The sequence below is a fragment of the Enterobacter cloacae complex sp. 309I3 genome, assembly GCF_050031595.1.
Taxonomy (GTDB): Bacteria; Pseudomonadota; Gammaproteobacteria; order Enterobacterales; family Enterobacteriaceae; genus Enterobacter; species Enterobacter cloacae.
In genome coordinates this window covers 4,851,088-4,877,663 of record NZ_JBLGWI010000001.1, presented here as the reverse complement: position 1 = coordinate 4,877,663, position 26,576 = coordinate 4,851,088, and the positions used below count along the sequence as shown (strand labels likewise).

The window sequence follows — 26,576 nt, the reverse complement described above, 5'->3', positions numbered from 1 at the left end:
CCGTCTGCCCGCAGGTTTCCCCGCGGGCGAGCCTTATCAGATATGACGTAAGGTATTAAACAGATCTGCCCATTCGCTTTGCTGGCGATAGAAGACCGGCGGTTTGCCGAGCGGGGCAGCAACGGTCACCTCACCGCCCTGGCAGGTTTCACCCGTCCACACATTCACCCAGTTGTCCTGCGGAAGATAGAGCGTCCAGTCGCGGCGGCCCTCTTCATGAACCGGTGCCACCAGCAGATCGCGGCCAAACAGGTACTGGTATTTCAGCGTATAGGCACGCGCGTCGTCTTCATAATGCAGGAACAGCGGGCGCATCACCGGCAGGCCACTTTTCGCGTTCTGCGCAACCGCAGCTTTGATGTACGGCTTCAGGGTGGTGAACACGGTGGTCATACATGCAAAGTGCGCGATGGTTTCGGCGTCGCCGTCGAACTGCCAGTTGTCACCTGGGCGGTTACCTTCGTGGGTACGCATCATCGGCGTAAAGGCGCTGAAATCGCACCAGCGCAGCAACAGCTCTTTGGTGCGTTTCATCTCGAACAGGGTGGTATAGCCGCCGATGTCGCTGTGGTGCAGCCCGTGACCGGTCATCGCCAGAGACAGCGCAGCAGGTACGACGGACGCCAGACCGTCGTCCAGGCTCCAGTCGACGTTCTGATCTCCCGCCCACATCATCACCGAGTGCTTCTGGCTGCCGGTATAACCTGCGCGCATGAAGAACAGGATCTCGCCGAGCTTGCCGGTCTCTTCCAGCGCCTCGTAGTTACATTTGGCCCACAGGGCAGGCCAGGCGTTATGCATGATCTCCGCGCTGACGCCGTTGTGCAGGAAGGTATCGGTTGGCAGATATTCGCCAAAATCGGCCATCCAGCCGCCGCAGCCCAGTTCGATCAGGTTCTTTTTGATCACCTCTTTGTACCAGCCGTAGGCTTCCGGGTTGGTCAGGTCGATAACGCCCGCGTAGAACTCGCCAAACTCGACGTGGTAGTCCTTGCCGTCGGCATTTTTGGTCAGATAGCCGCGTTTTGCCGCCTCTTCACAGAGATCTTTGTCGCTGGCGACGTACGGGTTGATATAGGAGAGGAACTGCACGCCTTCCTGTTTCCACTGTGCAATACGCTCATTAAGCTGCGGATACAGCTCGCTGTTCCACTTCCAGTTCCACATCACGCGTTTGCCAAAGGAGGTCATGCGGATGCCGGACCAGTCCTGCGCCCAGATGCCGTTCACCTTCACCCCGCCCTGACGCATGACGTCGAGCTTGTGCTGACACACCCCGGTGCCGCCCTGAATGCCCAGCGTCACGCCGTCGTAAACCCAGTCCGGCAGCTCCGGCTGACGCCCCAGCAGGCCGGTGAGTTTTTCCAGCAGATCGACGTAGGTTTCTGCACATTCGAAGCGCAGCGTGGCGTTATCTTCCCAGAACGCCAGTTCGTGGAAATCCGGCGCGCTGAAGTCGAAGTTCATGTAGCAGCTGTTATCCACGTGACAGTAGTACTTTTGGGTGCTCACGAAGGTAGGCTGGGGGAAGAAGGTCCAGTAATAATCGCCGCCCGCGTTCTCTTTGCAGTCGGCCTGCCAGGTCACGTAGGTCTGCTTATTGCGGCCCACCCCCTGTTCGCTGGTCCACAGCGGGAACGGCTTGCCGCGCAGATCAAAGTACGAGAACTGTTCGCCGCAACCGTAGATATGATCTTCAGGCTGGGCCGCCAGCCGCAGCCAGATGCGGTTGTGACAGGTGGCATCATTTTTAAGCTTCAGTTCCAGACGGCCTTCCGCATCCACACCCACCAGCAGCGTCGCGCTCACCGCATCGCCACGGGTAAAGCGGATCGCCCAGCCTGCGCTTTGCTGTGTAACGGTCGCGTCCGTCAGGGCGATTTTTTCGTTGAGCTTGTCTTTGATGCTGAAGTTGCCGCGAAACATTTCGATATCAGCAACGCCCGCGCCGATCCACAGGCAAGGTTCATCGGTGGAGTGGGATAAAATCAGACGGTCCTGCCAGCGCAGGGTGAAGCCATGTTCGTTATTTTTCAGATCAATATTGTGTAGGGTACGCATAGAAAACTCCGTCTTTATTATTTGGCCTGGCAATCCAGTAATCCGGCGGCTACGGCAGGGGCTAAGCCCGGAGCCAGCGGCAGGCGGGGGATCACCAGGCAGTGCAGCAGGTGGTAAATATCCTGCTTGCCGTCCCAGACTTTGGTGGTCACTTCGTTGTTGGTGTCCAGCTCCTGCCACCAGGATCCGTTCTCGTAATCCATCAGGTATTTGATGCAGTAATCCCACCATTTCTGATACCAGGCTTCGTACTGCGCCTCGCCGGTTACGGTGTAGAGCGCATACGCTGTGCCCATCGCCTCGACGATCGGCCAGCGCACGCGTTCGCGCACGATAGGCTTGCCGTCCCAGCCAACGGAGTAGACGAACCCATCGGCTCCGTCTGGCGCCCAGGCATCGCGGATGGTGGCGTGGAACAGTCCTTTTGCGTCTTCCAGCAGCCACGCCGGTGGGGTTTCGAAGCGGGCTTCCAGCGCGGCACGCAGGTGCAGCATCAGGCGGCCCCACTCAATCCAGTGCCCTGGTGTGCCGCCGTAGGCGCGAAAACGGTGGGCGGGATTATCGATGTTGTAGTCGCGGATCGGGTTCCAGTTGGTATCGAAATGCTCGTTAACGCGATACTCACCTTTGCGCGCCACGTCGTGAATAATCACCGAGGCGATGCGCAGGGCGCGGTCGAGCCATTTACGATCGTGGGTTACGTCATACACGATGAGGAAGGCTTCCACGGCGTGCATGTTGGCGTTACCGCCGCGGTAATCTTCCGTTTTGCTGAACGCTTCATCCCAGGACTCCAGGCACATCTGCTCCTGTTCGCTCCAGAAGTAGCGCTCAATCACCTCAATGGCGTCGTCCAGCAGCCTGCGCGCCTGAGGATGTCCGGTGGTGACGGCGCTCGCCGCACCCAGCAGCACGAAGAAGTGCTGATAGCCCTGCTTGGAGGTATCCACCACGCCTTCATCGTTAACACAGGCGTACCAGCCGCCGTACTGTTTGTCGCGCAGCGGGCCGTTCAGGGCATTGATGCCGTGCTCAACCAGGGCATACGCACCGGGACGACCCATGTTCGCCGCCACCGCGTAAACGTGCAGCATACGGGCGGTGATCCACAGATGCGTGCCCATATCGCTGCGAACCTGCCCGTTATTGCCCAGCCAGCCGAAGCCGGTCGGTACGGCTGCGTTTTTACCGAAATCAAGAATGCGGTCGGTCTCTTGTTCGAGCCAGCGGTTATGGCTCAGGGTGTTAAACCATTTCATGTTCGGGTCCTTTCTCAACGGCGAGCCATCATTTCGTCGACGATCTCACCCAGACGCTGCAGTTTAGGTACGGAAATATCGCGAAGCATCAGCCCGGTGTCCGGCAGGCCAATCACCGATGACCAGACGGCGCGACCGGCTAAAAAGCCTGATGCCCCCGCCTGCATGGCAACGCTCACGGCGCGCGGGAATAATTTTTCGTCCACGCCGGAGGAGAGGATCACCCACGGCATGGCGATGTGCTCGTTCAGCTTCTGCGAGGCCGCCAGCAGTTCCTGCTGCGTGCCTTTACCCAACAGCGGCATCTCCACTTTGTAGAGGTCCGCACCGCTGTCACCCAGCTCTTTGGCCGCATCGATAATCGCCTGTTCGCGGTTAAACCCGGCGCCGCGACGCGGTGGACGCACCACCGGCTCGATAATGCTCAGCAGGCCGTTGTCGTGGCACAGGGAGTTAAATGCCTTCACCATCTCAAGACGCTGCTGCGCGTCTTCATCGCTACGCCACAGCACCAGTAATTTCAGCGCCTTGCCGCCATCGCGTTTGACCGCCTGCGCATCGACGTTCTTGTCGATCGTCACGCTGTCGACGGGAATACCGTTCCCTGGAATAAACTCGTCGGCCGCCACAATCAGCGCGCAGCTTTTAGCTACGGCCTGCTGCTCCACAATCTGGCGATAGCAGAACTGCTGGTCGACGAGAATGGCAGAGGCGTACGGCGACAGAATTTTCGCCGCACTGACCTTAAAATCCGTCAGATGCTGGTCAGTGACCGGCACCGGCGCACCTGCTGCGGCAAACATCAGGCGCATCGCTTCGCGCTGATCGACGGCCAGCATCGCAAAACCGCCGGAAGGTCGGGTGATATCTTTCAGGGTGTACATCGTCATTCCTCAGTCCTTTCGTATCAGTGTGATTTTTTCAGCCCGGCAGATGCGCGAACCTGTTCAAGAATGGCTGTCCAGTCTTCGCGCCCGCGCCCGGCGGCGCGTGCCTGGTTGTAAACTTCGCGGGAAGCCGCGCCCAGCGGCATCGGAACGTGGAGCTGGTTGGCCACGTCCAGGGCGATCCCCAGATCTTTATGTGCAAGGTCGATCATGAAGGCGGGTGAAAGATCCCCTTTCAGCACCTTGTTCGGCCAGGAGGTGGTGAAATGGCCTTTACCTGCAGGCGTGCCGCTCATGACCTTGAGCGCCACCTCAAAGGAGAGGCCGAGCGCTTCACACAGCACGGCCGCCTCGGCGGACAGGGCGTTTAGCGCAATGCTCATGTAGTTATTGATAAGCTTCACGCGGATGCCCATGCCCGGCCCGCCGGCGTTAATCAGCTCATTGCCCATCGCCATTAACACGGGGGTGGCGCGCTCAACCTGCTCCGCCGTGCCGCCTGCCAGCAGGAGCAGCGTGCCGGCGATGGCATGGTCTGAGGTGCGCCCGACAGGTACGTCCATCAGGCTGAAGCCACGCCCGGCCATGTCGCGGATCAACGCGTCGGTTTCCAGGGGATGAATGGTCGACATATCGATCACCAGCGCGTTGCGAGATAAGCCTTCGCAAACGCCGTGTTCGCCAAACAACACGCTGCGCACCAGGTCGCCGTTGGGCAGCATGGTAATGACGAACTCGGCATCCGTTGCGGCCTGCGCGGGCGTTGCCGCCGCCTTCGCACCGCTCTCCACCAGGATCTGAACCGCCTGCGGGTTCACATCAAAGACCTGAAGCTGGTGACCTTGCTTCAACAGATTCTTCGCCATTGGCGCGCCCATCTGCCCTAAACCGATAAATGCGATTGCTGACATGCCTCTCTCCTGTCATATCGTGTCAATTTTTGCGCGTTTATGTTGTCTGTTTTTGATCGTATTTGTAATTTATAGTCAAAAAATTGACAGGGGTCACTTTTTAAACATTTGATGAAATTAAAATGAAGGCATCAGAAATTGCAGAAGGAAGCACCATGACTCGCATCGTTTGTGTCGGCATAACCGTGCTGGATCGCATCTGGTATCTCGATGATTTACCGAAAGAAGGTGGGAAATATGTCGCAAAAGACTATACGGAAGTGGGCGGCGGCCCGGCGGCAACTGCGGCGGTGGCGGCGGCAAAACTGGGGGCATCCGTGGATTTTATTGGCCGGGTGGGTGACGACGATACCGGCAGAAGGCTGCTTGCGGAGCTGGAATCCCTGGGGGTGAACACCCGCTACACGCGTATAGTGAAAGATGCCCGCTCGTCACAATCGGCAGTGCTGGTGGACGGCAGCGGGGAACGCATTATCGCGAACTATCCCAGCCCCGATCTTCCCGCTGCGGCAGACTGGCTGCAGGGCATCGACTTCTCGCAATGGGACATTGTTTTAGCCGATGTGCGCTGGCATGAAGGGGCGAAGCAGGCGTTTACCCTTGCCCGCCAGCAAGGCGTCCCCACGTTGCTCGATGCGGACACAACCCCTCAGGACATCGCGGAACTTATCGCCCTCAGCGATCATGCTGCCTTTTCCGCGCCGGGGCTGCGTCGGGTAAGCCATCTTGAGGAAACGGAAGGTGCGCTTAAAAAAGCACAAACGCTCACAAATGGACATGTCTATGTCACGCAGGGCCGGGACGGCTGCTTTTGGCTGGAGAACGATGCCCTGTGCCATCAGCCGGGTTTTGAGGTCGAGGTGGTTGATACCACCGGGGCGGGGGATGTTTTCCACGGTGCCCTGGCGGTCAGCCTGGCGCAACGGTTATCTCCAGCGCAAGCCGTGCGTTTCGCCAGCGCCGTCGCCGCGCTGAAATGTACTCAGCCCGGCGGTCGCGCAGGTATACCCGACTGTGATCAAACCCGCTCTTTTTTGTCACTTTTTGTATAAAATGCGGGGCGTGATGGTTTTCAGAGGACAGCCCATGAGCCTTACCGAACTGACCGGCAACCCGCGTCACGATCAGCTGCTGACGCTGATAGCCGATCGCGGATATATGAACATTGATGAACTGGCGCAGCTGCTGGACGTCTCGACGCAAACCGTGCGCCGGGATATCCGCAAGCTGAGCGAACAGGGACTGATTACGCGACATCATGGCGGTGCGGGCAGGGCATCCAGCGTGGTGAACACGGCCTTTGAGCAGCGCGAAGTGTCGCTGACTGAAGAGAAGCGGGCGATTGCCGAAGCGATTGCAGACTATATTCCTGATGGTTCGACTATTTTCATCACCATTGGCACGACCGTGGAGCACGTGGCCCGTGCGCTGCTCAACCATAACCATCTGCGTATCATCACTAACAGTCTGCGGGTGGCACATATCCTCTATAAAAATCCGCGTTTTGAGGTGATGGTGCCCGGCGGTACGCTGCGTCCACATAACGGCGGCATTATCGGTCCGGCGGCGACGGCGTTCGTGTCTGGCTTTCGGGCGGATTATCTGGTGACCAGCGTGGGGGCGATTGAACACGACGGCGCGATGATGGAGTTTGACGTTAATGAAGCCAGCGTGGTGAAAACGATGATGGCTCATGCCAGACATATTTTACTGGCGGCCGATCATACGAAATACACCGCCTCTGCCGCCGTGGAAATTGGCAACGTGGCGCAGGCAACGGCGCTCTTTACCAATGAACTGCCCGGCTCTGCGCTACATAATCATCTCAAATTCAGCAAGGTAGAAGTTGTCGAAGTCAGCACAGGCGACGAGCAGCAGGCTGGATAACCTCTCTGACGGCCCGAAAATCCCTTCGGGCCGTTCCTTTCTTTAAGCTGAATCTGGCGCATAGCCAAACCTTATCTTTCCCGCTACAGTTACTTTTCCACGGCGAGCAGGAGATAAACATGCTTTATATCTTTGACTTAGGAAATGTAATCGTCGATATCGATTTCAATCGGGTGCTGGGCGCATGGAGCGATTTTAGCCGTGTCCCGCTGGCGACGTTGAAACAGAGTTTCGCCATGGGCGAGACATTCCATCAGCATGAACGGGGTGAGATCAGCGACGAAGTGTTTGCTGAACGTCTGTGCCATGAAATGGATCTGCCGTTAAGCTACGAACAGTTCTCCCACGGCTGGCAGGCTGTATTTGTCGCTATCCGCCCTGAGGTTATCGACATCATGCATAAACTTCGCGAGCAGGGTCACCGGGTCGTCGTGCTGTCGAACACCAACCGCCTGCACACCACGTTCTGGCCAGAGGAATATCCAGAAGTTAAGGCTGCAGCAGATAAAATCTACCTCTCGCAGGAGATGGGGATGCGTAAACCCGAAGCGCGGATTTATCAGGCGGTACTGCAAGCGGAAGGATTCTCCGCGTCCGATGCGGTCTTTTTCGATGACAATGCCGATAATATAGAGGGAGCTAACCAGTTGGGTATTACGTCAATTCTGGTGACCGGAAAAGAGACGATACCGAACTACTTTGCGAAGCAGTTATGCTAAAAACCGTTCATCAAAAAGCCACGCACCATACTCGCCCGCTCAGGGCCTGGCTAAAACTCCTCTGGCACCGTATTGATGAGGACAACATGACCACGCTGGCGGGTAACCTCGCCTACGTGTCGTTGCTCTCCCTGGTACCGCTGGTGGCGGTTATTTTTGCTCTTTTTTCCGCTTTTCCCATGTTTGCAGAGGTCAGCCTGCAGCTGCGCCACTTCGTCTTTGCGAATTTTATTCCTGCCACTGGCGATGTGATCCAGAACTACATTGAACAGTTTGTCGCAAACTCCAGCAAGATGACGGCAGTGGGGGCGTGCGGGCTTATCGTCACCGCGCTGCTGCTGATGTACTCCATCGACAGTGCGCTTAATACGATCTGGCGGAGTAAAAAAGTCCGCCCGAAGGTCTACTCCTTTGCTGTTTACTGGATGATTTTAACTCTCGGCCCGCTGCTGGCGGGGGCGAGCCTGGCGATTAGCTCCTATCTGCTCTCCCTGCGCTGGGCCAGCGATCTCAACGGTGCCATTGATAACGTGTTGCGTATCTTCCCGCTGATTTTATCGTGGCTCTCTTTCTGGCTGCTCTACAGTGTGGTACCGACCACGCGCGTGCCGAACCGTGATGCGGTTGTTGGCGCACTGGTGGCAGCGGTACTCTTCGAACTGGGCAAAAAGGGGTTTGCCCTTTACATCACCATGTTCCCCTCCTATCAGCTCATTTACGGCGTACTGGCGGTGATCCCCATTTTGTTTGTCTGGGTTTACTGGACCTGGTGTATCGTCTTGCTTGGTGCGGAAATAACTGTCACTCTCGGCGTATACCGCGAACTTAAAAAAGCAGCAGAAGCTGAAAAACAACAAGAAGCAGACCAACCATGATTGCATTGATACAGCGCGTAACCCGTGCCAGCGTCACCGTGGAGGGAGAGGTGACGGGTGAAATTGGCCCAGGACTTTTAGTGTTGTTAGGTGTCGAAAAGGATGACGACGAACAAAAAGCCAACCGCTTATGTGAACGCGTGCTGGGCTACCGTATCTTCAGTGATGCGGAAGGCAAGATGAACCTTAACGTCCAGCAATCGGGCGGAAGCGTGCTGGTGGTTTCCCAGTTTACGCTGGCCGCCGATACCGAACGCGGCATGCGCCCGAGTTTCTCAAAAGGTGCGGCCCCGGATCGGGCAGAAGCGCTTTACGAGTACTTTGTTGAGCGTTGTCGCCAACAGGAAATGAATACGCAAACCGGACGATTTGCTGCAGATATGCAGGTATCGCTGGTGAACGATGGCCCCGTCACATTCTGGCTCCAGGTATGAGCCAACTGGCGGCGTGGCCGCGGGTAACAAGAGAGAGTACAGCTATGTATCACCTTCGAGTACCGCAAACGGAAGAAGAGTTAGAAGCCTATTACCAGTTCCGCTGGGAAATGCTGCGCAAGCCATTACATCAGCCTAAAGGGTCTGAACGCGACGCCTGGGACGCCATGGCACATCATCAGATGGTGATGGACGAAGAGGGTAACCTCGTTGCCGTCGGGCGTCTGTATATTAATGCCGATAACGAAGCCTCTATTCGTTTTATGGCGGTTCATCCCTCCGTGCAGGACAAAGGGTTAGGTACGCTGATGGCCATGACCCTGGAGTCAGTGGCCCGTCAGGAAGGCGTTAAACGCGTGACCTGTAGCGCCCGCGAAGATGCCGTTGAGTTCTTCGCCAAACTCGGTTTTGTTAATCAGGGGGAAATTACGACCCCGCAAACCACGCCGATTCGCCACTTTTTGATGATTAAACCCATCGCCACGCTGGATGATATTCTCCACCGCGCGGACTGGTGCGGACAGCTTCAGCAGGCCTGGTATCAGCACATCCCTCTGAGTGAAAAGATGGGGGTGCGTATTCAGCAGTACACCGGGCAAAAATTCATTACCACCATGCCGGAAACCGGCAACCAGAACCCGCACCACACGCTATTTGCCGGCAGCCTGTTTTCGCTCGCCACGCTCACCGGCTGGGGACTTATCTGGCTGATGCTGCGTGAACGCCACCTTGGCGGCACGATCATTCTGGCTGATGCCCATATTCGCTACAGCGCCCCCATAAGCGGCAAACCGAGCGCCGTGGCCGATCTCGGCTCTTTGGGGGGTGATCTCGACCGCCTGGCGCGCGGCCGCAAAGCCCGTGTACAGATGCAGGTTGAACTCTTTGGCGATGAAACCCCAGGCGCGGTGTTTGAAGGCACCTATATCGTTCTGCCTGCGAAGCCGTTTGGCGCGTATGAAGAGGGCGGGAACGAGGAGGAGTAAGGTTCCCCGTTGTTATCGCCGGGCGGAGTTGATCCGCCAGGCGATGTCCCGAAGAACATCTCGCGCTGATGGACTGACGCCGCCAAGCTGGAAGAAGCCGTGGATGACACCCAGCCAATGCTGCGCTGTGCAAATAACCCCTTGTTCTGTCATATGTTGATAAAGCGCCTGACCCTCGTCGCATAGCGGATCGTACTCGGCGGTAATAATATGCACCGGCGGCAGGCCGTTGAAATCATCCCGCCAGAGTGGGCTGGCTTCAGGGTCCCGGCGGTCTGTCTCTGCCAGGTACATGTCATAACCACTCAGCAGCGTATCGCGCGTGATAACGTAGTCCTGCCCATTATGGGTGTAGCTTGCAAAGCTGGCTGTGGCGTCGAGCATAGGGTAGATAAGGATAAGCTGGGCCGGATTCCACTGTGTTTTAGCCTTGAGCCGCAGCGCGGTGACCAGCGCCAGATGGCCGCCTGCACTGTCACCACAAAGCGTGATGCGGTTTTTATCCACGCCGACTTTTTCTGCATGTTGCCAGACAAGCTCCGCCGCTCTCTCTGCATCGTCATGCGCTGCGGGGAAGGTGTGCTCCGGTGCCAGCCTGTACTGAACCGCAATCACCCGACACTGACCGTAAAATGCCAGCTGGCGGAGCTGATTGTCATGGGTTGCAAACCCACCGCTGACAAAACAACCGCCATGGTAGTAGAGGGCACAAGGTAACGTTTCAGCGACATTGAGAGGCGAGAATACCCGAAAGGTAAGGCCATCAATGACAAGCGTTTCAACCTGCACGCGGGTTTCGGTCTCGCCGGCAAGTACAGTGCTGGCTACATATCCGGCTCTCCGGTCATCAATACTCTGCTTACGCGCGCCGGGTCGGCCTGCAGCGATAAAATCCTGCACAAGCTTATCAATACCCTTTTCCAGTGCCATGGTGATGTCCTTTTGCTGTATGTATGCACAGTCTTATAACCTGTATGAAAGCAGATGAAAACAATCAAATTAAGTAGAACCAGAGATTTGGAAAAAGGCTCGCAGAAACCAACTTCACTCAATGAAATAAATGGATATGTTACTGAAAACTCAATAACGTACCTCACATAAGGGTACGTCATTGACGTACATTGGAGATGTGTTACTCTAAGCCAATGGCGTATAATTTATGCTATTCATTGAAACGGATATCTTCACAGAAGACGTCAAAACGTTACTGGATGACGACGAATACCATAAGCTCCAGGTGTTCCTGGCAACACAACCTGATTATGGCGATCTGATCCAGAATACCGGGGGGCTGCGAAAGATTCGTTGGCTTTCAGGAGGCAGGGGAAAGCGCGGTGGAGTAAGGGTTATTTATTTTCATCGTACCCACGAGTTTGAAATCAGATTGCTGCTCATCTATCGCAAAGGGATCAAAGATGACCTGTCCGCGAGAGAAAAAGCCATTCTGAAAAAGATGATCGAGAGGTGGTAAATGGATAAGGCGCTGTTTGAGCGATTAACACAAAGCATAGCTCAGATGGATGACATTGTCGGGGGGAAACGCGAGCCGTCGCGCACCTTTCAAATCGATGCGATGAAAATCAAAGAAATTCGTCAGGCGTCTGGGTTGTCCCAAAGTAAATTCGCGAACTTAATCTCAGTCAGCGTTGATACGTTGCGTAACTGGGAACAAGGACGACGTTCGCCTACCGGTCCCGCAAAGGCATTGTTGCGTGCAATTGCGAATGATCCACAGCACGTTATTTCGGCTTTATCAGATTAATTAGCCCGACAGCAAAGTAGCTTGCCGGGCTAATGAGGGAGATTACTCCCCTTCACCCGGGAACAGGAACGGGTTGATAGAGCTACGGGCAAAGCCCTCCTGCTCCATTTTGGCGTCCAGAATCAGCGAGGCGAGATCGTCGGCCACCGCTTCAACTTTCGGGTCTTTTTCCTGATACAGAATCTTCAGATACGTTCCGCAATCGCCGCAACTTTCGGCTTTTACCGCCGCGTCTTCATTTTCCAGCGACCAGTAGTTCAGATCGCGGGTCTGCTCGCAGTTGCTACACTTCACGCGCACCACATGCCACTCGGTTTCACACAGGTTGCAATGCAGGTAGCGCAGCCCCTGGGTGGTGCCGATCTGTACCATGCTGGAGACTGGCATTGAGCCACACACCGGACAGAACTGGCGCGCTTCGCCGTATTCGGCGCGCGCTTTACCGGGGATCAGACTGGCCATTTGCGCCCAGTAGAGCGACAGCGCAGCCCAGATAAACGGCGCTTTATCGCTGCTGACCAGCGAGAAGTCAGAGGCAAACAGCGCGCTCGCCATCTCTTCCAGCTCCTGATCGGAGGCTTTTTCCAGGTTCTCAATGACCGCCAGCGCGGTGCCGCTCATCTCGGGCTTCAGCTCGGCAATCAGAGAATGCAGCAGCTTATGCCAGTGCTTGTCACGCGGCAGGACGTGAATATCCAGCGGCGGCTTGCCCTGCTCACTGGCTTCTTTGATGCGCGCAGTCAGATCCATTTGCAGCGGGTGGTCGTACAGCACCACTTCCTGCGCATGGGCAACCAGCGCGGCAAAACGCAGAAAATCGCCCAGCGGGTTGTTCTCTGCCAGCTCGCGCAGGCGCTCTGCACGGCGGTTGTAGAGGTTCTTGAGTCTGGGGAATAACAACGGCGGAATATATTCCGCCGTGCGTTTCTCGCTCGAGCCCAGCTCATCTTGCGGGATTATGCGAATACTCATTCAGATGACTTTTCCTGTTTCTGGCGGACTTCACGGTACCAACGCGGGTGATGTTTCTTCGCCCACGTTTTGGTTACCCATCCTTCCACCATCGCGGTAATGGTGCCTTTCACCCAGAGGGCGGCGTAAATATGCACCATGATAACCACAATTAACGCCACTGCGGCAAATGAATGCAGCATCAGCGCGAATCGGATCACCGGGATTGAGAAAGCAGGCGCAAAGTACGGACGCCAGATGATCACGCCGCTCACCAGCAACAGGACCAGGAAGATAATCGCCGCCCAGAATACGCACTTCTGGCCGAAGTTATAACGCCCGGTGTCACCCACTTCCTCGTTGACGACGATCTTACGAATATTCTTCGCCCAAAAGATATCATCCCGATTGATTAGGTTATGGTGCCAGTAACGGAAAAACATGATGATAAACGAGGCAAACATCACCACACCCACGAACGGGTGAAGGATGCGCGCCAGCTGTGGCGTACCCAGTATCTGCATCAGCCAGTTGAAGGACGGGAAGAAGAACCCCAGCCCGCTTATCGCCGCTAGCATGAAGCAGAAGGCGGTGACCCAGTGGTTGATGCGTTCCGGCGCGGTGTAGCGCACGATGGTGTCACGTTTTTTCATTTGCGCACCTCGTCTTTCTCTTCATGCAGGTTGTCGTCTTCCTCTTCCGCGCGGTTCGGACCGACGCCGACGTAGTGGAAGATGCTCGCTGCGAAAGTGGCAGCAAAGCCTACCGCTGCCAGCGGTTTCCAGATGCCTTTCCAGAACTTCACGGTGGCGCTGATTTCCGGGTTCTCCGGCAGGCCGTGATACAGATTCGGCTTGTCGGCATGGTGCAACACGTACATGACGTGCGTACCGCCCACACCGGCCGGATCGTACAGGCCAGCGTTATCGTAACCACGGGTTTTCAGTTCACCTACTCGTTCGGCCGCCAGCGTTTTCATATCCTCTTTGGAGCCAAAGTGGATGGCGCCGGTTGGACAGGTTTTCACGCAGGCTGGCTCCTGGCCAACGTTCACGCGGTCAACGCACAGCGTACATTTGTAGACGCGGTTGTCTTCCGGGTTCAGTCGCGGCACGTCAAACGGGCAGCCCGCGATGCAGTAGCCGCAGCCGATGCACTGCTCGGACTGGAAGTCGACAATGCCGTTGGCATACTGAATGATAGCCCCTTCTGACGGACACGCCTTCAGGCAGCCCGGATCCGCACAGTGCATACAGCCGTCTTTGCGGATAAGCCATTCCAGTTTGTCGTTCTGCTCCACTTCAGAGAAACGCATTACCGTCCAGGACTTGGCGGTCAGGTCGGCCGGGTTGTCGTACACCCCGACGTTGTGACCCACTTCGTCACGGAGGTCGTTCCACTCTGAACAGGCCACCTGACAGGCTTTACAGCCGATACAGGTGGTAACGTCGATAAGCTTCGCCACTTCCTGCTGGTGGTCCCGCGCCTGAGGCGCGGGCGTGAAACCGTTAGTCGCGGAACGACGAATAATGTCCTGAGATTGATAAGCCATAAGTCGTCTCCGTTACACCTTTTCCACGTTCACGAGGAAGGCCTTAAACTCCGGCGTCTGCGTGTTAGCATCACCGACGAATGGCGTCAGGGTGTTCGCAATGAACCCTTTCTTCGCCACGCCCTCATAACCCCAGTGAATCGGAATACCGATGGTATCCACCTGCTGACCGTGTACGTTCAGCGTGCGAATACGCTTGGTCACTACCGCCTTGGCCTTGATATAGCCACGGTTGGAGGATACCTTCACGGTATCGCCATGGGCAATGCCGAGCTTGTTCGCCAGCTTCTCGCCGATCTCCACAAACTGTTCCGGCTGCGCGATGGCGTTAAGTAGCGCGTGCTTGGTCCAGTAGTGGAAGTGCTCGGTCAGACGGTAAGTGGTGCCCACATACGGGAACTTGTCTTTTTTACCCAGCGCTTCAAAGTCGCCCTTAAAGATACGGGCAGCCGGGTTAGAGACCACGTTCGGGTGCAGCGGGTTGGTACCCAGCGGCGTTTCAAACGGCTCGTAGTGTTCCGGGAACGGCCCTTCCGCCATTTTATCGATGGCAAACAGGCGTCCCATCCCTTCAGGCTGCATGATAAACGGCCCGACATCGCTGCCTGGTGCGGCAGTGCTGTAGTCCGGAATATCCACGCCGCCCCATTTCGCGCCGTCCCATTTCAGAAGCTGACGCTTCGGATCCCACGGGTTGCCCTGCGGGTCAGCGGAGGCACGGTTATAGAGGATGCGGCGGTTCAGCGGCCATGCCCAAGCCCAGCCCAGCGTATTGCCAAGGCCCGATGGGTCAGCGTTATCGCGGTTGGCCATCTGGTTGCCTTTCGGCGTCCAGCTACCGGTAAAGATCCAGCAACCGCTTGAGGTGGTGCCGTCATCACGCAGGTGCGCGAAGGTGCTGAGCTGATCGCCTTTTTTCGCCAGCACGGTACCGGTGGCCGGGTCGATAACGTCCGCCAGCGCCTTACCGTTGCTCTCCATCGCCACTTCTTCCGGGGATGGATTCTCCGGCGTCGAGTAGTTCCAGGTCATGTTCAGAACCGGTTCCGGGTTCGCGCCGCCTTCTGCCGCGTACATCTTACGCAGGCGTAAGAAGATACCGGCCAGGATCTCGCCGTCGTTCATGGCGATGCCCGGGGCGTCCGCACCTTTCCAGTGCCACTGCAACCAGCGGCCAGAGTTGACGATAGAACCGTTCTCTTCCGCGAAGCAGGTTGATGGCAGACGGAACACTTCGGTCTGAATTTTTGACGGATCGACATCGTTCGATTCACCGTGGTTCTGCCAGAAGGTCGAGGTCTCGGTGTTGAGCGGGTCGATGGTAATCAGGAACTTCAGTTTCGACAGCGACTCGACAACCTTGTTCTTGTTCGGGAACGAGGCGACCGGGTTAAAGCCCTGGCAAATGTAGCCGTTGACCTGACCCTGGTGCATCATCTCGAAGTACTGCAGAACGTCGTAACCTTTGTCCCACTTCGGCAGCCAGTCAAAGCCCCAGCTGTTTTCCGCCGTCGCTTTGTCGCCGTAGAAGGCTTTCATCAGCGAGACGAAGAACTTCGGATAGTTGCCCCAGTAGTTCACCTGGCCTTCAAGCAGCGGTTTTGGCGTGCTGGCTGTCAGGTAGGTTTGCAGGTCCGGTTGTTTCTCGCTTGGCAGGTTCATATAACCCGTCAGGCTTTGTGACAGCAGGCCGAGGTCGGTCAGACCCTGAATGTTGGAGTGACCGCGCAGGGCGTTCACGCCGCCGCCTGCCATCCCCATGTTGCCGAGCAGCAGCTGGACCATCGCCATGGTACGGATGTTCTGCGCACCAATGGAGTGTTGCGTCCAGCCGAGGGCATACAGGAACGACGCGGTTTTGTCTTTCGCGCTGGTTTCGGCGATAAGCTCGCAGACCTTCAGGAAGTCAGCCTTTGGCGTACCACAGATGTTCTCAACAACGTCCGGCGTATAGCGAGAAACGTGCTCTTTCAGCAGGTTCCACACGCAGCGCGGGTGTTGCAGGGTGGTGTCGCGCTTCGCAAAGCCGTTCTCGTCCAGCTCGTAGTTCCAGCTGGTTTTGTCGTACTTGCGTTTTTCGGCATCGTAACCGCTGAACAGGCCATCTTCGAAGTGGTAATCCTCACGCACGATCAGGCTGGCGTTGGTATAGGCTTCGGTGTATTCGCGGTTGTATTTTTCGTTAGTCATCAGGTACAGCAATACGCCTGACAGGAAAGTGATGTCAGTACCTGAACGAATAGGGGTGTAGAAATCCGCCACTGACGCTGTACGCGTAAAGCGGGGATCGATCACAATCAGTTTCGCACCGTTGTGGATTTTGGCTTCCATCGCCCAGCGGAACCCGACAGGGTGCGCTTCAGCGGCGTTACCGCCCATCACCACAATGAGGTTGGCGTTCTTGATGTCGACCCAGTGGTTGGTCATCGCACCGCGACCAAATGTTGGAGCAAGACTTGCTACCGTTGGTCCGTGTCAGACACGCGCCTGGTTGTCGACCGCGAGCATACCGAGTGCGCGCGTGAATTTCTGGGTTAAATAGCCGGTTTCGTTACTGGAAGCCGATGCACACAGCATCCCGGTCGAGAGCCAGCGGTTGACCGTCACGCCGTCGGCGTTCTTCGCAATAAAGTTGGCATCGCGGTCTTCTTTAATCAGTTTAGCGATGCGGTCAAATGCTTCTTCCCAGCTGATTTGCTGCCATTTATCAGAGCCAGGCGCGCGATATTCCGGGAATTTCAGACGGCTTTCGGAGTGGATAAAGTCCACCAGACCGGCCCCTTTCGGGCACAGCGCGCCGCGGTTGACCGGATGGTCCGGGTCGCCTTCGATGTGGAAGATAGACGCTTTGGCGTTTTTAGCACCGTCGCCGAGGCTATACATTAACAGCCCGCAACCGACAGAGCAGTACGTACAGGTATTACGGGTTTCACGGGTGCGCAGCAGTTTATACTGCCGCGTTTCCGCCAGCGCTACGCCAGGCGCAAAGCCCAGTGCCGCTGCCGTGGTGCCTGCCATACCGCCAGCGCAGATCTTAAAGAACTGCCTTCTGCTGACCTGCATGGGTCACTCCTTGTTTCGACATTGCTTACATATGTAGTTTTGACTTCGCGGTTGAATAATGACCGCAAAGGAGAAAAATTTGCGTTAATCCCTCATTTCTCCGGGGGATATCACCAGAATACCACAATGTCGGTACGCCTGTTCCAATGGCGTTAATACAAAGTGAACGTATTATCACCGTGTTGATTATAAAGTGTGATATCAATCACATTATTAACCCCGCATGTTACAGGGGTGTAGCATGGCGCCGGTTGCACCTCTCCAGAATGAGTAGGTAAACTTGAGGCGGTTGGGTGCTGAAAAGTTGATCCATACTATGCGTAAGGCCTGTGGTTTATGCTGCAATAGCAGGCTCACCTCCGTGGTTGTTCAGGAAAACCGTTGTGTCTAAACAAAACCGTGCTACCCACTCGTCACCGCTGCCAGCAGGCATTGTGGCGCTGTCGGTACATCGACCCCCTCACATTACCCACGCCACGCCCGATTTTCTGGCGGAAGAAGTTCCCGTCGCCCTGGTGTACAACGGCATCTCGCACGTTGTGATGATGGCGTCGCCAAAAGATCTTGAACTGTTCGCCATCGGGTTTTCGCTCTCGGAAGGCATCATTGCGCATCCGCAGGACATTTACGGCATGGATGTGGTTCAGGCCTGCAACGGTCTGGAAGTGCAGATCGAACTCTCCAGTCGTCGCTTTATGGGGCTGAAGGAGCGTCGTCGCGCGTTGGCCGGGCGAACAGGGTGCGGCGTCTGTGGCGTTGAGCAACTGAACGATATCGGCAAACCGGTCACGCCGCTGCCCTTTACGCAGACCTTCAATCTGGCCAACCTCGACCACGCGCTTGCCCACCTCAACGACGTGCAGCCCATTGGTCAGTTGAGCGGCTGTACGCATGCGGCGGTATGGGTTCTGCCATCAGGCGACATCGCCGGTGGGCATGAAGACGTGGGACGTCATGTGGCACTGGATAAACTGATGGGGCGTCGGGCGCGGGAGAGCGATCTCTGGCAGCACGGCGCAGCGCTGGTTTCCAGCCGCGCCAGCTACGAGATGGTGCAAAAGTCTGCGATGTGCGGCGTCGAAATCCTGTTTGCGGTCTCGGCGGCAACGACGCTGGCGGTAGAGGTGGCAGAGCGTTGTAACCTGACGCTGGTCGGCTTCTGCAAACCGGGAAGGGCTACCGTTTACACGCATCCTCAGCGTTTAATTGTTGATCAGTAATTTTGAATGATATTAGCAAATCCTTCCGCTTTTAGTTGTCGGTCATGAGGTCTAGTATTTATCTCATCAAGGCACGGTGCCTTATCAAAACAACTTAACGAAAGGGTTTATATCATGAAAAGCATCAAAACTTTTGTCGCTGTAATCGCTCTGGCTGCTTCATTCGGTTCTTTCGCTGCACAGACTGTCACCGCTTCCGCCTCCACGCTGGATGGCGCAGAAGCGAAAATCGCCGCTCAGGCTCAGGAAGCGGGCGCGTCCTCTTACAAAATTACTCAGGCATTCTCTGGTAACCGCGTACATATGACCGCGGAACTGAACAAATAAGTTGTGTTGCCACTGTCCCTTGCTCTTCGGAGCGGGGACAGGTGTAAACATAAAGCCATCCTGCTTCTCGCTTGCAAAGGCGATACTTCCCCCCCCTCTTCTCAATTGTTATTCCTGTTTAACGCTTATCGTTAAATAACCCTCTTAAATAATTTGTCTGATAAGACTGTCGATAACATAATTCCCTTCAATGCTTTTAAGCCGCTGGCGCTATTTACATTCATATTCCAAATAGTTGATCTTAATAGTTAAGGAATTCCTCAGGTCTAAATCCTAAAGATGGGTCAGACAATTGATAGCGGTTATTGATGCTGGTATTTTCCGGCAATTAATATTGCTTATCGATACCCTCGGCCAAATGTTGGCATTTGGCTTTCTTTTGTATTTCACCTTAATAAGGAAATTGAATGAACGCATTGATCAAAAAAGGAATGCTGGTTACAGCGTTAGCCATGTCGGTTAATACAGCTATGGCTGCACAAAGCATTGATATTAAAGTAACAGGTAAAATCCTTCCATCCTCATGCACTCCAGCCTTCCCAAGCGGTGGCGGTGTGGCTGACTTTGGTACCATGAAGGTTGCCTCACTCAACTCGACCAGCATGACCCCGCTGACGGAAATGAAAGAAATTCCTGTTGCCATTACCTGTGAAGAAGCCACGCGTGTTGCTGTGAAGTTTACCGATTCGCGTGATGACTCTTCACCCACTGAAAAAGTCGTAATGGGTAATGGCTTTACCGGTTCGCCATCTACTGTGTTTGGTCTGGGAATGTATAACGATAAAAAAATTGGTGCCTATGCATTAGCGTTATTCCGTACTCAAGGTGCAAACACTAACAGTAATGGGGACCCGCTTTATCCATTGGCGAGTATAGATGGTGGAAAAGGCTGGGTTGTTAGAGGCGCCGACTATATGCAAATTTACAGTGACAATTCTGAAATTTATGCCTTTGCTTCAGATAAAACGAGTGGCGCGCCTTCTGCAGAAAGCAAGATCAACTTTAAGGTTGCTGTGAGCGCCACAATCAACCCAACCAACGATTTAAACGTCACGGATGAAGTGACGCTGGACGGTTTAACCAACGTTGAGCTGGTTTACCTCTGATTATCACAGTGCTGATAATTCACTGCTCCTCTGATTAGGGGAGCAGTCTCCATCAATATTAACGGACTAATATTATGATTCTCTCTAAAAAAACGTTGTTCTGCGTTTGCCTCTTTTCGTCGTTGCAGACATTTGCCGCCGGTATGGTGCCAGATACTTCCCTGCTGTTGATTAACGAAGAAGAGCGGGGAGCGAGCATGGATGTGAAAAATAGCGACGATACCGCCCAGCTTCTTTATACCCGTATTGTCGATTTACCGGATGATCCCACACCCGGTGTTATTGTTACTCAACCGGTGGTGCGTGTAAATGCCGGTAAAACGCAGCGTGTCCGCTTTGTCTTAAAAGACAGCACGGAAAAATTAAAAACAGAACACTTAAAACGCGTCATTTTTTCCACTATTCCGCAACGAGAGCAGAATAAAGTGAAAATGGTGTTCAGCCAGAATCTCCCGGTCATTATTCACCCGGCGGGTCTCGACGTGAATATGGAGCCGTGGAAAGATCTGCGCTGGCAGATTAAAAATGGCCACCTGACGGTGGTAAACGATACGCCTTATGTGGTGCGTATGGAGCAAAACGCCACGTTATTACCGTCACGAATTAAGGTCAAATTTGACAAAAGCTATATCCTTCCCGGCCAGACGATGATAGCGACGTCAGAAAACAAAATATCCGGGCAGAATAACAAGGTAGAAATGTACCCTGCTACCCGCTTTGGCTATAAAGCCAGTTCTTACGTTGCTGAAGTAAAATAATAATACCCGACGGAGTGGCCATGAAAATTTCCCCCTGTAAAACAGGCGTGCTGGCATTTTGCCTGAGCGCGGTGGCATTCGGAATTCGTGCAGAGATTCTGCCAACGGCAGCGCCCACTATGGAGCTGGCAAGAGCGTTTTTCGATACCCAGGCGTTAAAAGAGAATGGCCTCGATCCGGCTATTGCTGACTATTATGCCGTCGCCCCGCGATTCATGCCGGGTTACCATAATGTCACCGTGCTTATTAACGGCAAAAAGCGCGGCATTATGCCCGTGAAATTTAATGATGAAGGCCTTCCGTGTATTGATGGGGAATTTCTGGACGCCGCCGGGTTATATAAAAAACTCAAGCGTGAAACGTGCCCTTCAATTCACCAGTACTGGAAAAACGCAACGGTCGTCACTTCTCCAGACGTAGACGAAATTTCACTGGTTGTTCCGCCGGAGGCCATTAACCCGGAAAGTGGCCGCCAGGTGGCTGACGTGCGTGGCGGACGCGCGGCTATGCTGAACTACTCCATGTTTGGCACCCATTACGACTTTGATGATGATAAGTCCGATCGCTTTCAGTCTTCGTTTGAATTTGGCTTTAACGCAGGCGACTGGATTGTGCGCAGTTCGCAGTTTATCAGCGACGGCAGCGGCATGTCGTTCGAGAGCGACTCGCTCTACACCTATGCACAGCGCACTTTTACCGACTACGGCGTGATGGTGCAGGGGGGGCAAATTAACATCGCCAACAGCCGCTTCAGTATCCCCGGCATCTATGGCGTACAGATGATGCCGGATAACGCTCTCCTGCCGGGCTACAGCAGCGGTATTGAGGTGAGTGGTATTGCCCGCAACGCCCAGGCGCGCGTGGACATTCGCCAGGGTGGACAGCTGATCTTCTCCACGCTGGTGCCAGCCGGGCCGTTCACCTTAAGCGATGTGCCGGTTGCTAACCTGAACACGGATTTAAAGGTCACGGTGACAGAAACCGACGGCAGCGAAAGCCATTTTACGGTTGCCGCCAGCACCTTCCGTAGCAACCACGTGGGCCGCGCGCCGGGGTTTTCACTGGCCGTCGGGCGTGCAGAGGACATGGAGACAAACTTTACGCAGCCGTGGATTGTCGCCGCATCAAACGGCTGGTCCATTAACAACCGGATGAACTTTCTCGCCGGCATGGTGATGGCAGATAATCACTATTACGGTTTCTCCGCCAACATTGACACCGTGCCGATGCAGCATATGTATGCCTCGCTGGGTTTTCTCGGCTCCATTGATAACCTCTCGCAAACCGACGGTAACAAAACCACGCTGGATCTCGGCTACGCCTTACCGTGGGGGCTCGGCCTGTCCCTTGGCGGGAGCTACGGTACGCCGAAGTATCGTGAAATGCAGGAGTTATACAGCGATGACGATGACTACTCGACCACGAAATACGACACCAACGTTGGCGTGAGCTGGTCGAACCCGACGCTGGGCCGTTTCTCTCTGAGCTATTACAACAACCAGACCTGGAACAGCGAATACGACAGCCGCCGCATCATTTCGTCATGGTCGCGGTCGTTCCGCTATTTTAACGTCAGCGTAAACTGGGAATCAGACATCAGCCACGGTGATAAGTACACCAGCGACAGCGATATGTTTTATGTGAACGTCTCTGTGCCGCTGGGCCGCACCGGCGTGTCCACCAACAGCTGGTACCGTGAAAACGAGGGCAAAGCCTCTTACGGGACCCGCGCCATGGGGTCATTTAACGATGAAAACACCTACACGGTGGGCGTCTCTCAGGATCACGATGACAGCGTAACCAACTGGGATGGTTCGCTGAACAGTAACCTGCACTACACCACGCTCGCGTTGGGGATTGGCGGTGACAATGAAAGTAACCGTAACTCCTCGATCGCGCTGAGCGGCGGCATTGTCGCGCACGGTGATGGCGTCACCTTCTCACCTTATCCGGTAACAGATACCTATGCGGTAGTGGCGCTGGACAAGCCCGTTGCCGGGGTGGCGATAGGTACCCCGCGCGGTAATGTCTGGACGGACAAATGGGGCAGAGCGGTTGTGCCCGCCCTGACACCGTTCAGCGAAAGTACGGTTGAAATAGATACCCAAAGCCTGCCGGGCAATGTGGACGTCAGCAACGGTCATGCGTCGCTGAAGGCCTCCCACGGAGCATTTGCTCACTGGAAGTTCACCACGCTGAGCCAGCGCCGCGTGCTGCTGAACATTACGCGCGCGGACGGTACGCCGTTACCGAAAGGCGTCTCTGTCGTGAACGGGAAAGGGGAGTACATCACCTCTGCACCGGAAGACGGCATCATTTTCCTAAATGATATTTCCGCCAGCCAGACGCTGTATGCGAAGCAGGATACTGGCCGTTGCACGCTGAGTTTCACCTTGCCGGAAGCGGATCCCACTCAATTCTACGAGGAGATAAACGGAAAATGTCTCTGATTATTCATCGCACGTGCTTACTGCTGCTGGCCTGCGTCGCCCTCAGCCATGCTCCCTTCGTCCTGGCAGAAGAAGAGTGTCAGGTGGTTTCGTCAGTAAAGAGTATCAATAATGGTCTGCTACGTCGGGAGGCGATGCGCGAGGTCAGCACGGATATTGGCGGAAAAACGTACCGGGGTTATGCCTCGTCAGAACGTGAGATCCAGGTGTCGGTGATCTGCCCGGACGCGCGCAAGATCCGTCTGCAGGTGGACGGCCCGGCCCGTGGAAATAAAGCGTATCGCTTTAGCGACAACGGGGTGCTGAAAATCACGGCGAAAGAGGCCCGCATGGATAATGGTGCCGTGCAGCTGGCGGCCGTGCCGCGCGGCGCGGCGCAGGTCACCGCGGGTGCAGCGGAGGTTACGCTGCCACCGGATACGTCGCTTGTGGCGGTGAACGGCAGCGAGGTGGCGGGAAAACAGCTGGTCGTTACGCTCTCGGTGGTCACTTATCTCAACGATAACGCGTTCAGGACCGGCAACACGGCGGAACTCGAAGAAATGCTGACGGTGAATTACGTTACCCTCGCGGCGCAGTAAACGCCGCCTTGCCCGACGGACGCGTGCTGTCGGGCTTTTTTATGCCATGCCCGCCAGACGCAGCAGCGCCGTAACGACCGCCGCCACCACGATCACCACAATTAACGGCATTTTTCGCCAGGCCAGAAACACCGCAAACGCCACGCCCAGCACCCGCGCCATCCCGGCGAAATGTTCCCCTTCATAGAAGGTGGTCGCCAGCGCCACGGAAAACAGCAACACCGTTGCCGCATCCGACAGCAGCGCCTGAGATCGCTCGGACAGCGCCAGTCGGCTACCCAGTTTCGCCCCGCCAAGACGCATCAGATAGGTCCCTGCTGACAGAATGGCGATACCGAGGATAAAGAGGGTCATGTTTTCCATTATTTTTTCCTCGCGGCGAGACCGAGTAAAGAGAGCAGTACCGGTAAGCCCACCGGAGCGAACGGTACGGCGGCCAGCGACAGGGTGGCGCCGCTGCAGGCGCGGATAAGCGTGGTGCGGTTTTTAAACGCCGGAACCACTAAGGCCAGCAAAATGGCCGGAAATACCGCGTCCAGCCCGATGGTTTCCGGGGCCGGCAACAGTTTTCCGACCATGGCACCCAGCAGGGTACCCAGCGGCCAGAGGATGGCAACGCCCAGGCCGCACAGCCAGTAGGCCGTTTTGCGCTGCTCCGGGGTTTTTTGCGACAGCCCAAACACCACGCTTTCGTCGTTCATGATGTGGCAGCCCAAAAAACTTAAACCGCGTTTACCCACCAGCTCGCGCACCGTAACGCCAAACGGCACATGGCGGGCGTTCACCAGCAGCCCGGCCGCGGCCGCCGCCAGTGGGTTACCCCCGCTCGCCACGATACCGATAAACATAAACTCCGAGGCCCCCGCCAGCACGGTAATAGACAGTACAAACGGTACCCACAGCGGGAAACCGTAGGCCATCGCCAGCGAGCCGTATGACATCCCCACCACGCCAACGGCGAGGCAAACGAGGATAATTGCTTTGATGGTGTCGCCTTTCAGGCAAGAGAGAGAACGTTTCATACAATTTTAGCCATATCGAACGTGTATCCATTATAATGAACGGATCAGATTCGGTTTACAAGATGAACGAATCGTTCGATTTATAGAACAAGAGGCCGTTTATGACGCAGCCAATCAGCGTGATCGCCAAAAGTCTGGTGCGAGAACGCCTGCGAACCGGACTTTCACTGGCGGAAATTGCCCGCCGTGCCGGTATCGCCAAATCCACACTTTCGCAGCTGGAGTCCGGCAATGGCAATCCCAGCCTTGAGACGCTGTGGTCGCTATGTGTGGCGCTGGATATTCCCTTTGCACGGTTGCTGGAGCCGCAGCAGCCGACCACGCAGGTGATCCGCCGCGGTGAAGGCACAAAAGTGGTCGCCGGGCAGGCCAATTACGAAGCCATTCTGCTGGCGGCATGCCCCCCGGGCGCACGGCGCGATGTCTACCTGCTCATCACCCAGCCAGGTGCCGATCGTATTTCCCAGCCCCATTCACCGGGGTCGGTTGAACATATTATTGTGACCCAGGGCCGGGCACTGGTCGGTCTGCTTGATGCCGCGGAGGTGCTGGAGGCAGGGGATTACATTTGCTATCCCGCCGACGAGCCGCATATCTTCAAGGCCCTGGAGCCAGACACCTACGCGCTACTGGTGGCGGAACAAAATTAACCAGGAAACGGAAACGCATGTCGCTTAAAGCTATCGCCAAAGAACTGGGGCTTTCGGTTACCACCGTCAGTCGTGCCCTCAACGGATATGACGACGTCTCCAGCGAGACGCGCGCCCGCGTGGAAGCGGAAGCCCAGCGACGCGGCTATCGGCCCAATACCTTTGCCCGTCGTCTGAAGATGGGCAAGATCGACGCGGTGGGGCTGGTTTTCCCGGTACATCCTGTTCCGCTCAATAATAGCGTATTTATGGACATGGTCGGCGAAATTAGCCACGAACTGGCGCGACATGAAATCGATCTCCTGCTGATTGCCGATGACGATCTGGCCGATAAACACAGCTATATGCGCATGGTGCAAAGCCGTCGCGTGGATGCGCTGATTGTGGCGCACACGCTGGATCACGATCCGCGCCTGGAGCAGCTTCAGGCTGCCGGGTTCCCCTTTCTGGCTCTCGGACGCAGTCAGCTGCCGCAGCCCTACGCGTGGTTTGATTTTGACAACTACGCCGGTACGTATCAGGCCACCCGCTGGCTGAGCGAAAAAGGCCATCAGCGTATTGCTTTGCTCGGCGAAAGTAACAACCAGGCGTTCATCACCCAGCGTCGCCAGGGGTATCTGGATGCGCTGCGTGAAGCCGGGCTGTCCAGCGAGTGGCTGCGCGCCATGCCGCCTTCCCGCCGGGTCGGCTACGCCACAACAAAAGAGCTGCTCTCTCTGCCGCAACCCCCCACGGCCATCATCACCGACTGCAATACCCACGGCGACGGCGCGGCAATGGCGCTGGCACAGCTTGGCCGTTTAACCGGTGAGAATGCCGTATCGCTGGTGGTCTACGACGGTTTGCCCCAGGACAGCATCGTCGATATCGACGTGGCGGCGGTGATCCAGTCTACCCGTCAGGGCGTCGGGAAGCAGATTGCCGATATGGTGCGCCAGCTGATTAATGGCGACGACATCGACAAACTTCAGGTGCTCTGGCAGCCGGAATTCTCCCCAGGCCAGACGGCGTAAACCACGCAAAATTCCAAACCCGATCACAGATCCGAAACGTTTTGGTTTGTATCCGAAACGTTTCGGATCAACACTCAGGACATCCCGATGACAGGAGATGTC

Annotated in this window: 27 protein-coding genes; 16 read left to right on the top strand and 11 right to left on the bottom strand. The window is 55.8% G+C overall.

What is annotated here, in order from left to right:
* Positions 1-36: 36 nt before the first annotated feature.
* Genes ACQG22_RS23345 through yihU form a run of 4 tightly spaced genes read right to left on the bottom strand, consistent with a single transcriptional unit; the run spans position 37 to position 5,118 of the window.
* On the bottom strand, positions 37-2,061 hold the full coding sequence (locus tag ACQG22_RS23345; RefSeq protein WP_369706742.1) for an alpha-glucosidase: 2,025 nt from the start codon (positions 2,059-2,061) through the stop codon (positions 37-39).
* A gap of 17 nt (positions 2,062-2,078) precedes the next feature.
* Positions 2,079-3,320 carry a sulfoquinovose isomerase gene (gene yihS / locus ACQG22_RS23340; RefSeq protein ID WP_058651826.1) on the bottom strand — a complete coding sequence of 414 codons (1,242 nt, stop codon included), beginning with the start codon at positions 3,318-3,320 and terminating at the stop codon, positions 2,079-2,081.
* 14 nt (positions 3,321-3,334) lie between these two features.
* Complete coding sequence (yihT, locus tag ACQG22_RS23335) at positions 3,335-4,210, bottom strand: sulfofructosephosphate aldolase (protein ID WP_029882357.1); 876 nt, start codon at positions 4,208-4,210, stop codon at positions 3,335-3,337.
* 17 nt (positions 4,211-4,227) lie between these two features.
* A complete protein-coding gene (gene yihU / locus ACQG22_RS23330) occupies positions 4,228-5,118 on the bottom strand; it encodes a sulfolactaldehyde 3-reductase (RefSeq protein WP_335281776.1) in 891 nt (296 codons plus the stop codon).
* A 155-nt stretch (positions 5,119-5,273) separates the two neighbouring features.
* On the opposite strand from yihU, the gene ACQG22_RS23325 reads away from it, so the two are divergent.
* The 6 genes from ACQG22_RS23325 to fabY all read left to right on the top strand — a co-directional run bounded on the left by ACQG22_RS23325 (position 5,274) and on the right by fabY (position 10,019).
* Positions 5,274-6,170 carry a sugar kinase gene (locus ACQG22_RS23325; RefSeq protein WP_058651831.1) on the top strand — a complete coding sequence of 299 codons (897 nt, stop codon included), beginning with the start codon at positions 5,274-5,276 and terminating at the stop codon, positions 6,168-6,170.
* Positions 6,171-6,204: 34 nt separating this feature from the next.
* Positions 6,205-7,005: a DeoR/GlpR family DNA-binding transcription regulator gene (locus tag ACQG22_RS23320; RefSeq protein ID WP_369706741.1), complete on the top strand. Its 801-nt coding sequence runs from the start codon at positions 6,205-6,207 to the stop codon at positions 7,003-7,005.
* 119 nt (positions 7,006-7,124) lie between these two features.
* Entirely contained in the window at positions 7,125-7,724 is a 600-nt protein-coding gene (gene yihX, locus ACQG22_RS23315) for a glucose-1-phosphatase (protein ID WP_013099365.1), read from the top strand.
* Positions 7,718-8,599: a virulence factor BrkB family protein gene (locus ACQG22_RS23310; protein ID WP_013099364.1), complete on the top strand. Its 882-nt coding sequence runs from the start codon at positions 7,718-7,720 to the stop codon at positions 8,597-8,599. The genes yihX and ACQG22_RS23310 overlap by 7 nt, the downstream gene beginning before the upstream one ends.
* Positions 8,596-9,033 carry a D-aminoacyl-tRNA deacylase gene (dtd, locus tag ACQG22_RS23305; protein ID WP_013099363.1) on the top strand — a complete coding sequence of 146 codons (438 nt, stop codon included), beginning with the start codon at positions 8,596-8,598 and terminating at the stop codon, positions 9,031-9,033. Before ACQG22_RS23310 ends, dtd begins: the two co-directional genes overlap by 4 nt.
* Positions 9,034-9,077: 44 nt before the next feature.
* Positions 9,078-10,019 carry a fatty acid biosynthesis protein FabY gene (fabY, locus tag ACQG22_RS23300; protein WP_013099362.1) on the top strand — a complete coding sequence of 314 codons (942 nt, stop codon included), beginning with the start codon at positions 9,078-9,080 and terminating at the stop codon, positions 10,017-10,019.
* A 12-nt stretch (positions 10,020-10,031) separates the two neighbouring features.
* On the opposite strand, the gene ACQG22_RS23295 is transcribed toward fabY, so the two are convergent.
* Positions 10,032-10,949, bottom strand: coding sequence for an alpha/beta hydrolase (locus ACQG22_RS23295; RefSeq protein ID WP_114519389.1), 918 nt, complete (start codon positions 10,947-10,949; stop codon positions 10,032-10,034).
* 229 nt (positions 10,950-11,178) lie between these two features.
* Between ACQG22_RS23295 and ACQG22_RS23290 the strand changes: the two genes are divergently transcribed.
* Positions 11,179-11,490, top strand: coding sequence for a hypothetical protein (locus ACQG22_RS23290; protein ID WP_013099360.1), 312 nt, complete (start codon positions 11,179-11,181; stop codon positions 11,488-11,490).
* The gene (locus tag ACQG22_RS23285; protein ID WP_013099359.1) at positions 11,491-11,781 is read left to right on the top strand and encodes a helix-turn-helix domain-containing protein; all 291 of its coding nucleotides are present in this window, start codon (positions 11,491-11,493) and stop codon (positions 11,779-11,781) included. It begins immediately after the preceding gene.
* 42 nt (positions 11,782-11,823) lie between these two features.
* On the opposite strand, the gene fdhE is transcribed toward ACQG22_RS23285, so the two are convergent.
* From fdhE to fdnG, 4 genes are read right to left on the bottom strand one after another with little or no spacing between them, the layout of a single operon-like run.
* Positions 11,824-12,753: a formate dehydrogenase accessory protein FdhE gene (gene fdhE, locus ACQG22_RS23280; RefSeq protein ID WP_029882351.1), complete on the bottom strand. Its 930-nt coding sequence runs from the start codon at positions 12,751-12,753 to the stop codon at positions 11,824-11,826.
* Positions 12,750-13,385 carry a formate dehydrogenase cytochrome b556 subunit gene (gene fdoI / locus ACQG22_RS23275; protein ID WP_013099357.1) on the bottom strand — a complete coding sequence of 212 codons (636 nt, stop codon included), beginning with the start codon at positions 13,383-13,385 and terminating at the stop codon, positions 12,750-12,752. The genes fdhE and fdoI overlap by 4 nt, the downstream gene beginning before the upstream one ends.
* Positions 13,382-14,284: a formate dehydrogenase subunit beta gene (gene fdxH / locus ACQG22_RS23270; RefSeq protein ID WP_014833793.1), complete on the bottom strand. Its 903-nt coding sequence runs from the start codon at positions 14,282-14,284 to the stop codon at positions 13,382-13,384. Before fdxH ends, fdoI begins: the two co-directional genes overlap by 4 nt.
* 12 nt (positions 14,285-14,296) lie before the next feature.
* Entirely contained in the window at positions 14,297-17,347 is a 3,051-nt protein-coding gene (gene fdnG, locus ACQG22_RS23265; protein WP_086527976.1) for a formate dehydrogenase-N subunit alpha, read from the bottom strand.
* A 383-nt stretch (positions 17,348-17,730) separates the two neighbouring features.
* On the opposite strand from fdnG, the gene fdhD reads away from it, so the two are divergent.
* The 6 genes from fdhD to ACQG22_RS23235 all read left to right on the top strand — a co-directional run bounded on the left by fdhD (position 17,731) and on the right by ACQG22_RS23235 (position 23,789).
* A complete protein-coding gene (gene fdhD, locus ACQG22_RS23260; RefSeq protein ID WP_369706740.1) occupies positions 17,731-18,567 on the top strand; it encodes a formate dehydrogenase accessory sulfurtransferase FdhD in 837 nt (278 codons plus the stop codon).
* 114 nt (positions 18,568-18,681) lie between these two features.
* Entirely contained in the window at positions 18,682-18,894 is a 213-nt protein-coding gene (locus ACQG22_RS23255; protein WP_013099352.1) for a DUF1471 domain-containing protein, read from the top strand.
* Positions 18,895-19,301: 407 nt separating this feature from the next.
* Positions 19,302-20,000 (top strand): DUF1120 domain-containing protein, encoded by a 699-nt coding sequence (locus ACQG22_RS23250; RefSeq protein ID WP_013099351.1) that lies wholly within the window; start codon positions 19,302-19,304, stop codon positions 19,998-20,000.
* 74 nt (positions 20,001-20,074) lie between these two features.
* The gene (locus tag ACQG22_RS23245; RefSeq protein ID WP_369706739.1) at positions 20,075-20,758 is read left to right on the top strand and encodes a fimbria/pilus chaperone family protein; all 684 of its coding nucleotides are present in this window, start codon (positions 20,075-20,077) and stop codon (positions 20,756-20,758) included.
* Positions 20,759-20,778: 20 nt separating this feature from the next.
* A complete protein-coding gene (locus ACQG22_RS23240; protein WP_038985300.1) occupies positions 20,779-23,208 on the top strand; it encodes a fimbrial biogenesis outer membrane usher protein in 2,430 nt (809 codons plus the stop codon).
* A complete protein-coding gene (locus tag ACQG22_RS23235) occupies positions 23,199-23,789 on the top strand; it encodes a hypothetical protein (RefSeq protein WP_336340757.1) in 591 nt (196 codons plus the stop codon). The genes ACQG22_RS23240 and ACQG22_RS23235 overlap by 10 nt, the downstream gene beginning before the upstream one ends.
* 39 nt (positions 23,790-23,828) lie before the next feature.
* Here the strand turns inward: ACQG22_RS23235 and ACQG22_RS23230 are convergent, their stop codons facing one another.
* Both ACQG22_RS23230 and ACQG22_RS23225 read right to left on the bottom strand, forming a co-directional pair.
* Positions 23,829-24,152: an AzlD domain-containing protein gene (locus tag ACQG22_RS23230; RefSeq protein WP_058660924.1), complete on the bottom strand. Its 324-nt coding sequence runs from the start codon at positions 24,150-24,152 to the stop codon at positions 23,829-23,831.
* Positions 24,152-24,811, bottom strand: coding sequence for an AzlC family ABC transporter permease (locus tag ACQG22_RS23225; RefSeq protein ID WP_058660926.1), 660 nt, complete (start codon positions 24,809-24,811; stop codon positions 24,152-24,154). Before ACQG22_RS23225 ends, ACQG22_RS23230 begins: the two co-directional genes overlap by 1 nt.
* Before the next feature lie 101 nt (positions 24,812-24,912).
* On the opposite strand from ACQG22_RS23225, the gene ACQG22_RS23220 reads away from it, so the two are divergent.
* Both ACQG22_RS23220 and ACQG22_RS23215 read left to right on the top strand, forming a co-directional pair.
* Complete coding sequence (locus ACQG22_RS23220) at positions 24,913-25,461, top strand: helix-turn-helix domain-containing protein (protein WP_013099345.1); 549 nt, start codon at positions 24,913-24,915, stop codon at positions 25,459-25,461.
* Positions 25,380-26,474: a LacI family DNA-binding transcriptional regulator gene (locus tag ACQG22_RS23215; RefSeq protein WP_369706738.1), complete on the top strand. Its 1,095-nt coding sequence runs from the start codon at positions 25,380-25,382 to the stop codon at positions 26,472-26,474. Before ACQG22_RS23220 ends, ACQG22_RS23215 begins: the two co-directional genes overlap by 82 nt.
* Positions 26,475-26,576 lie beyond the last annotated feature (102 nt).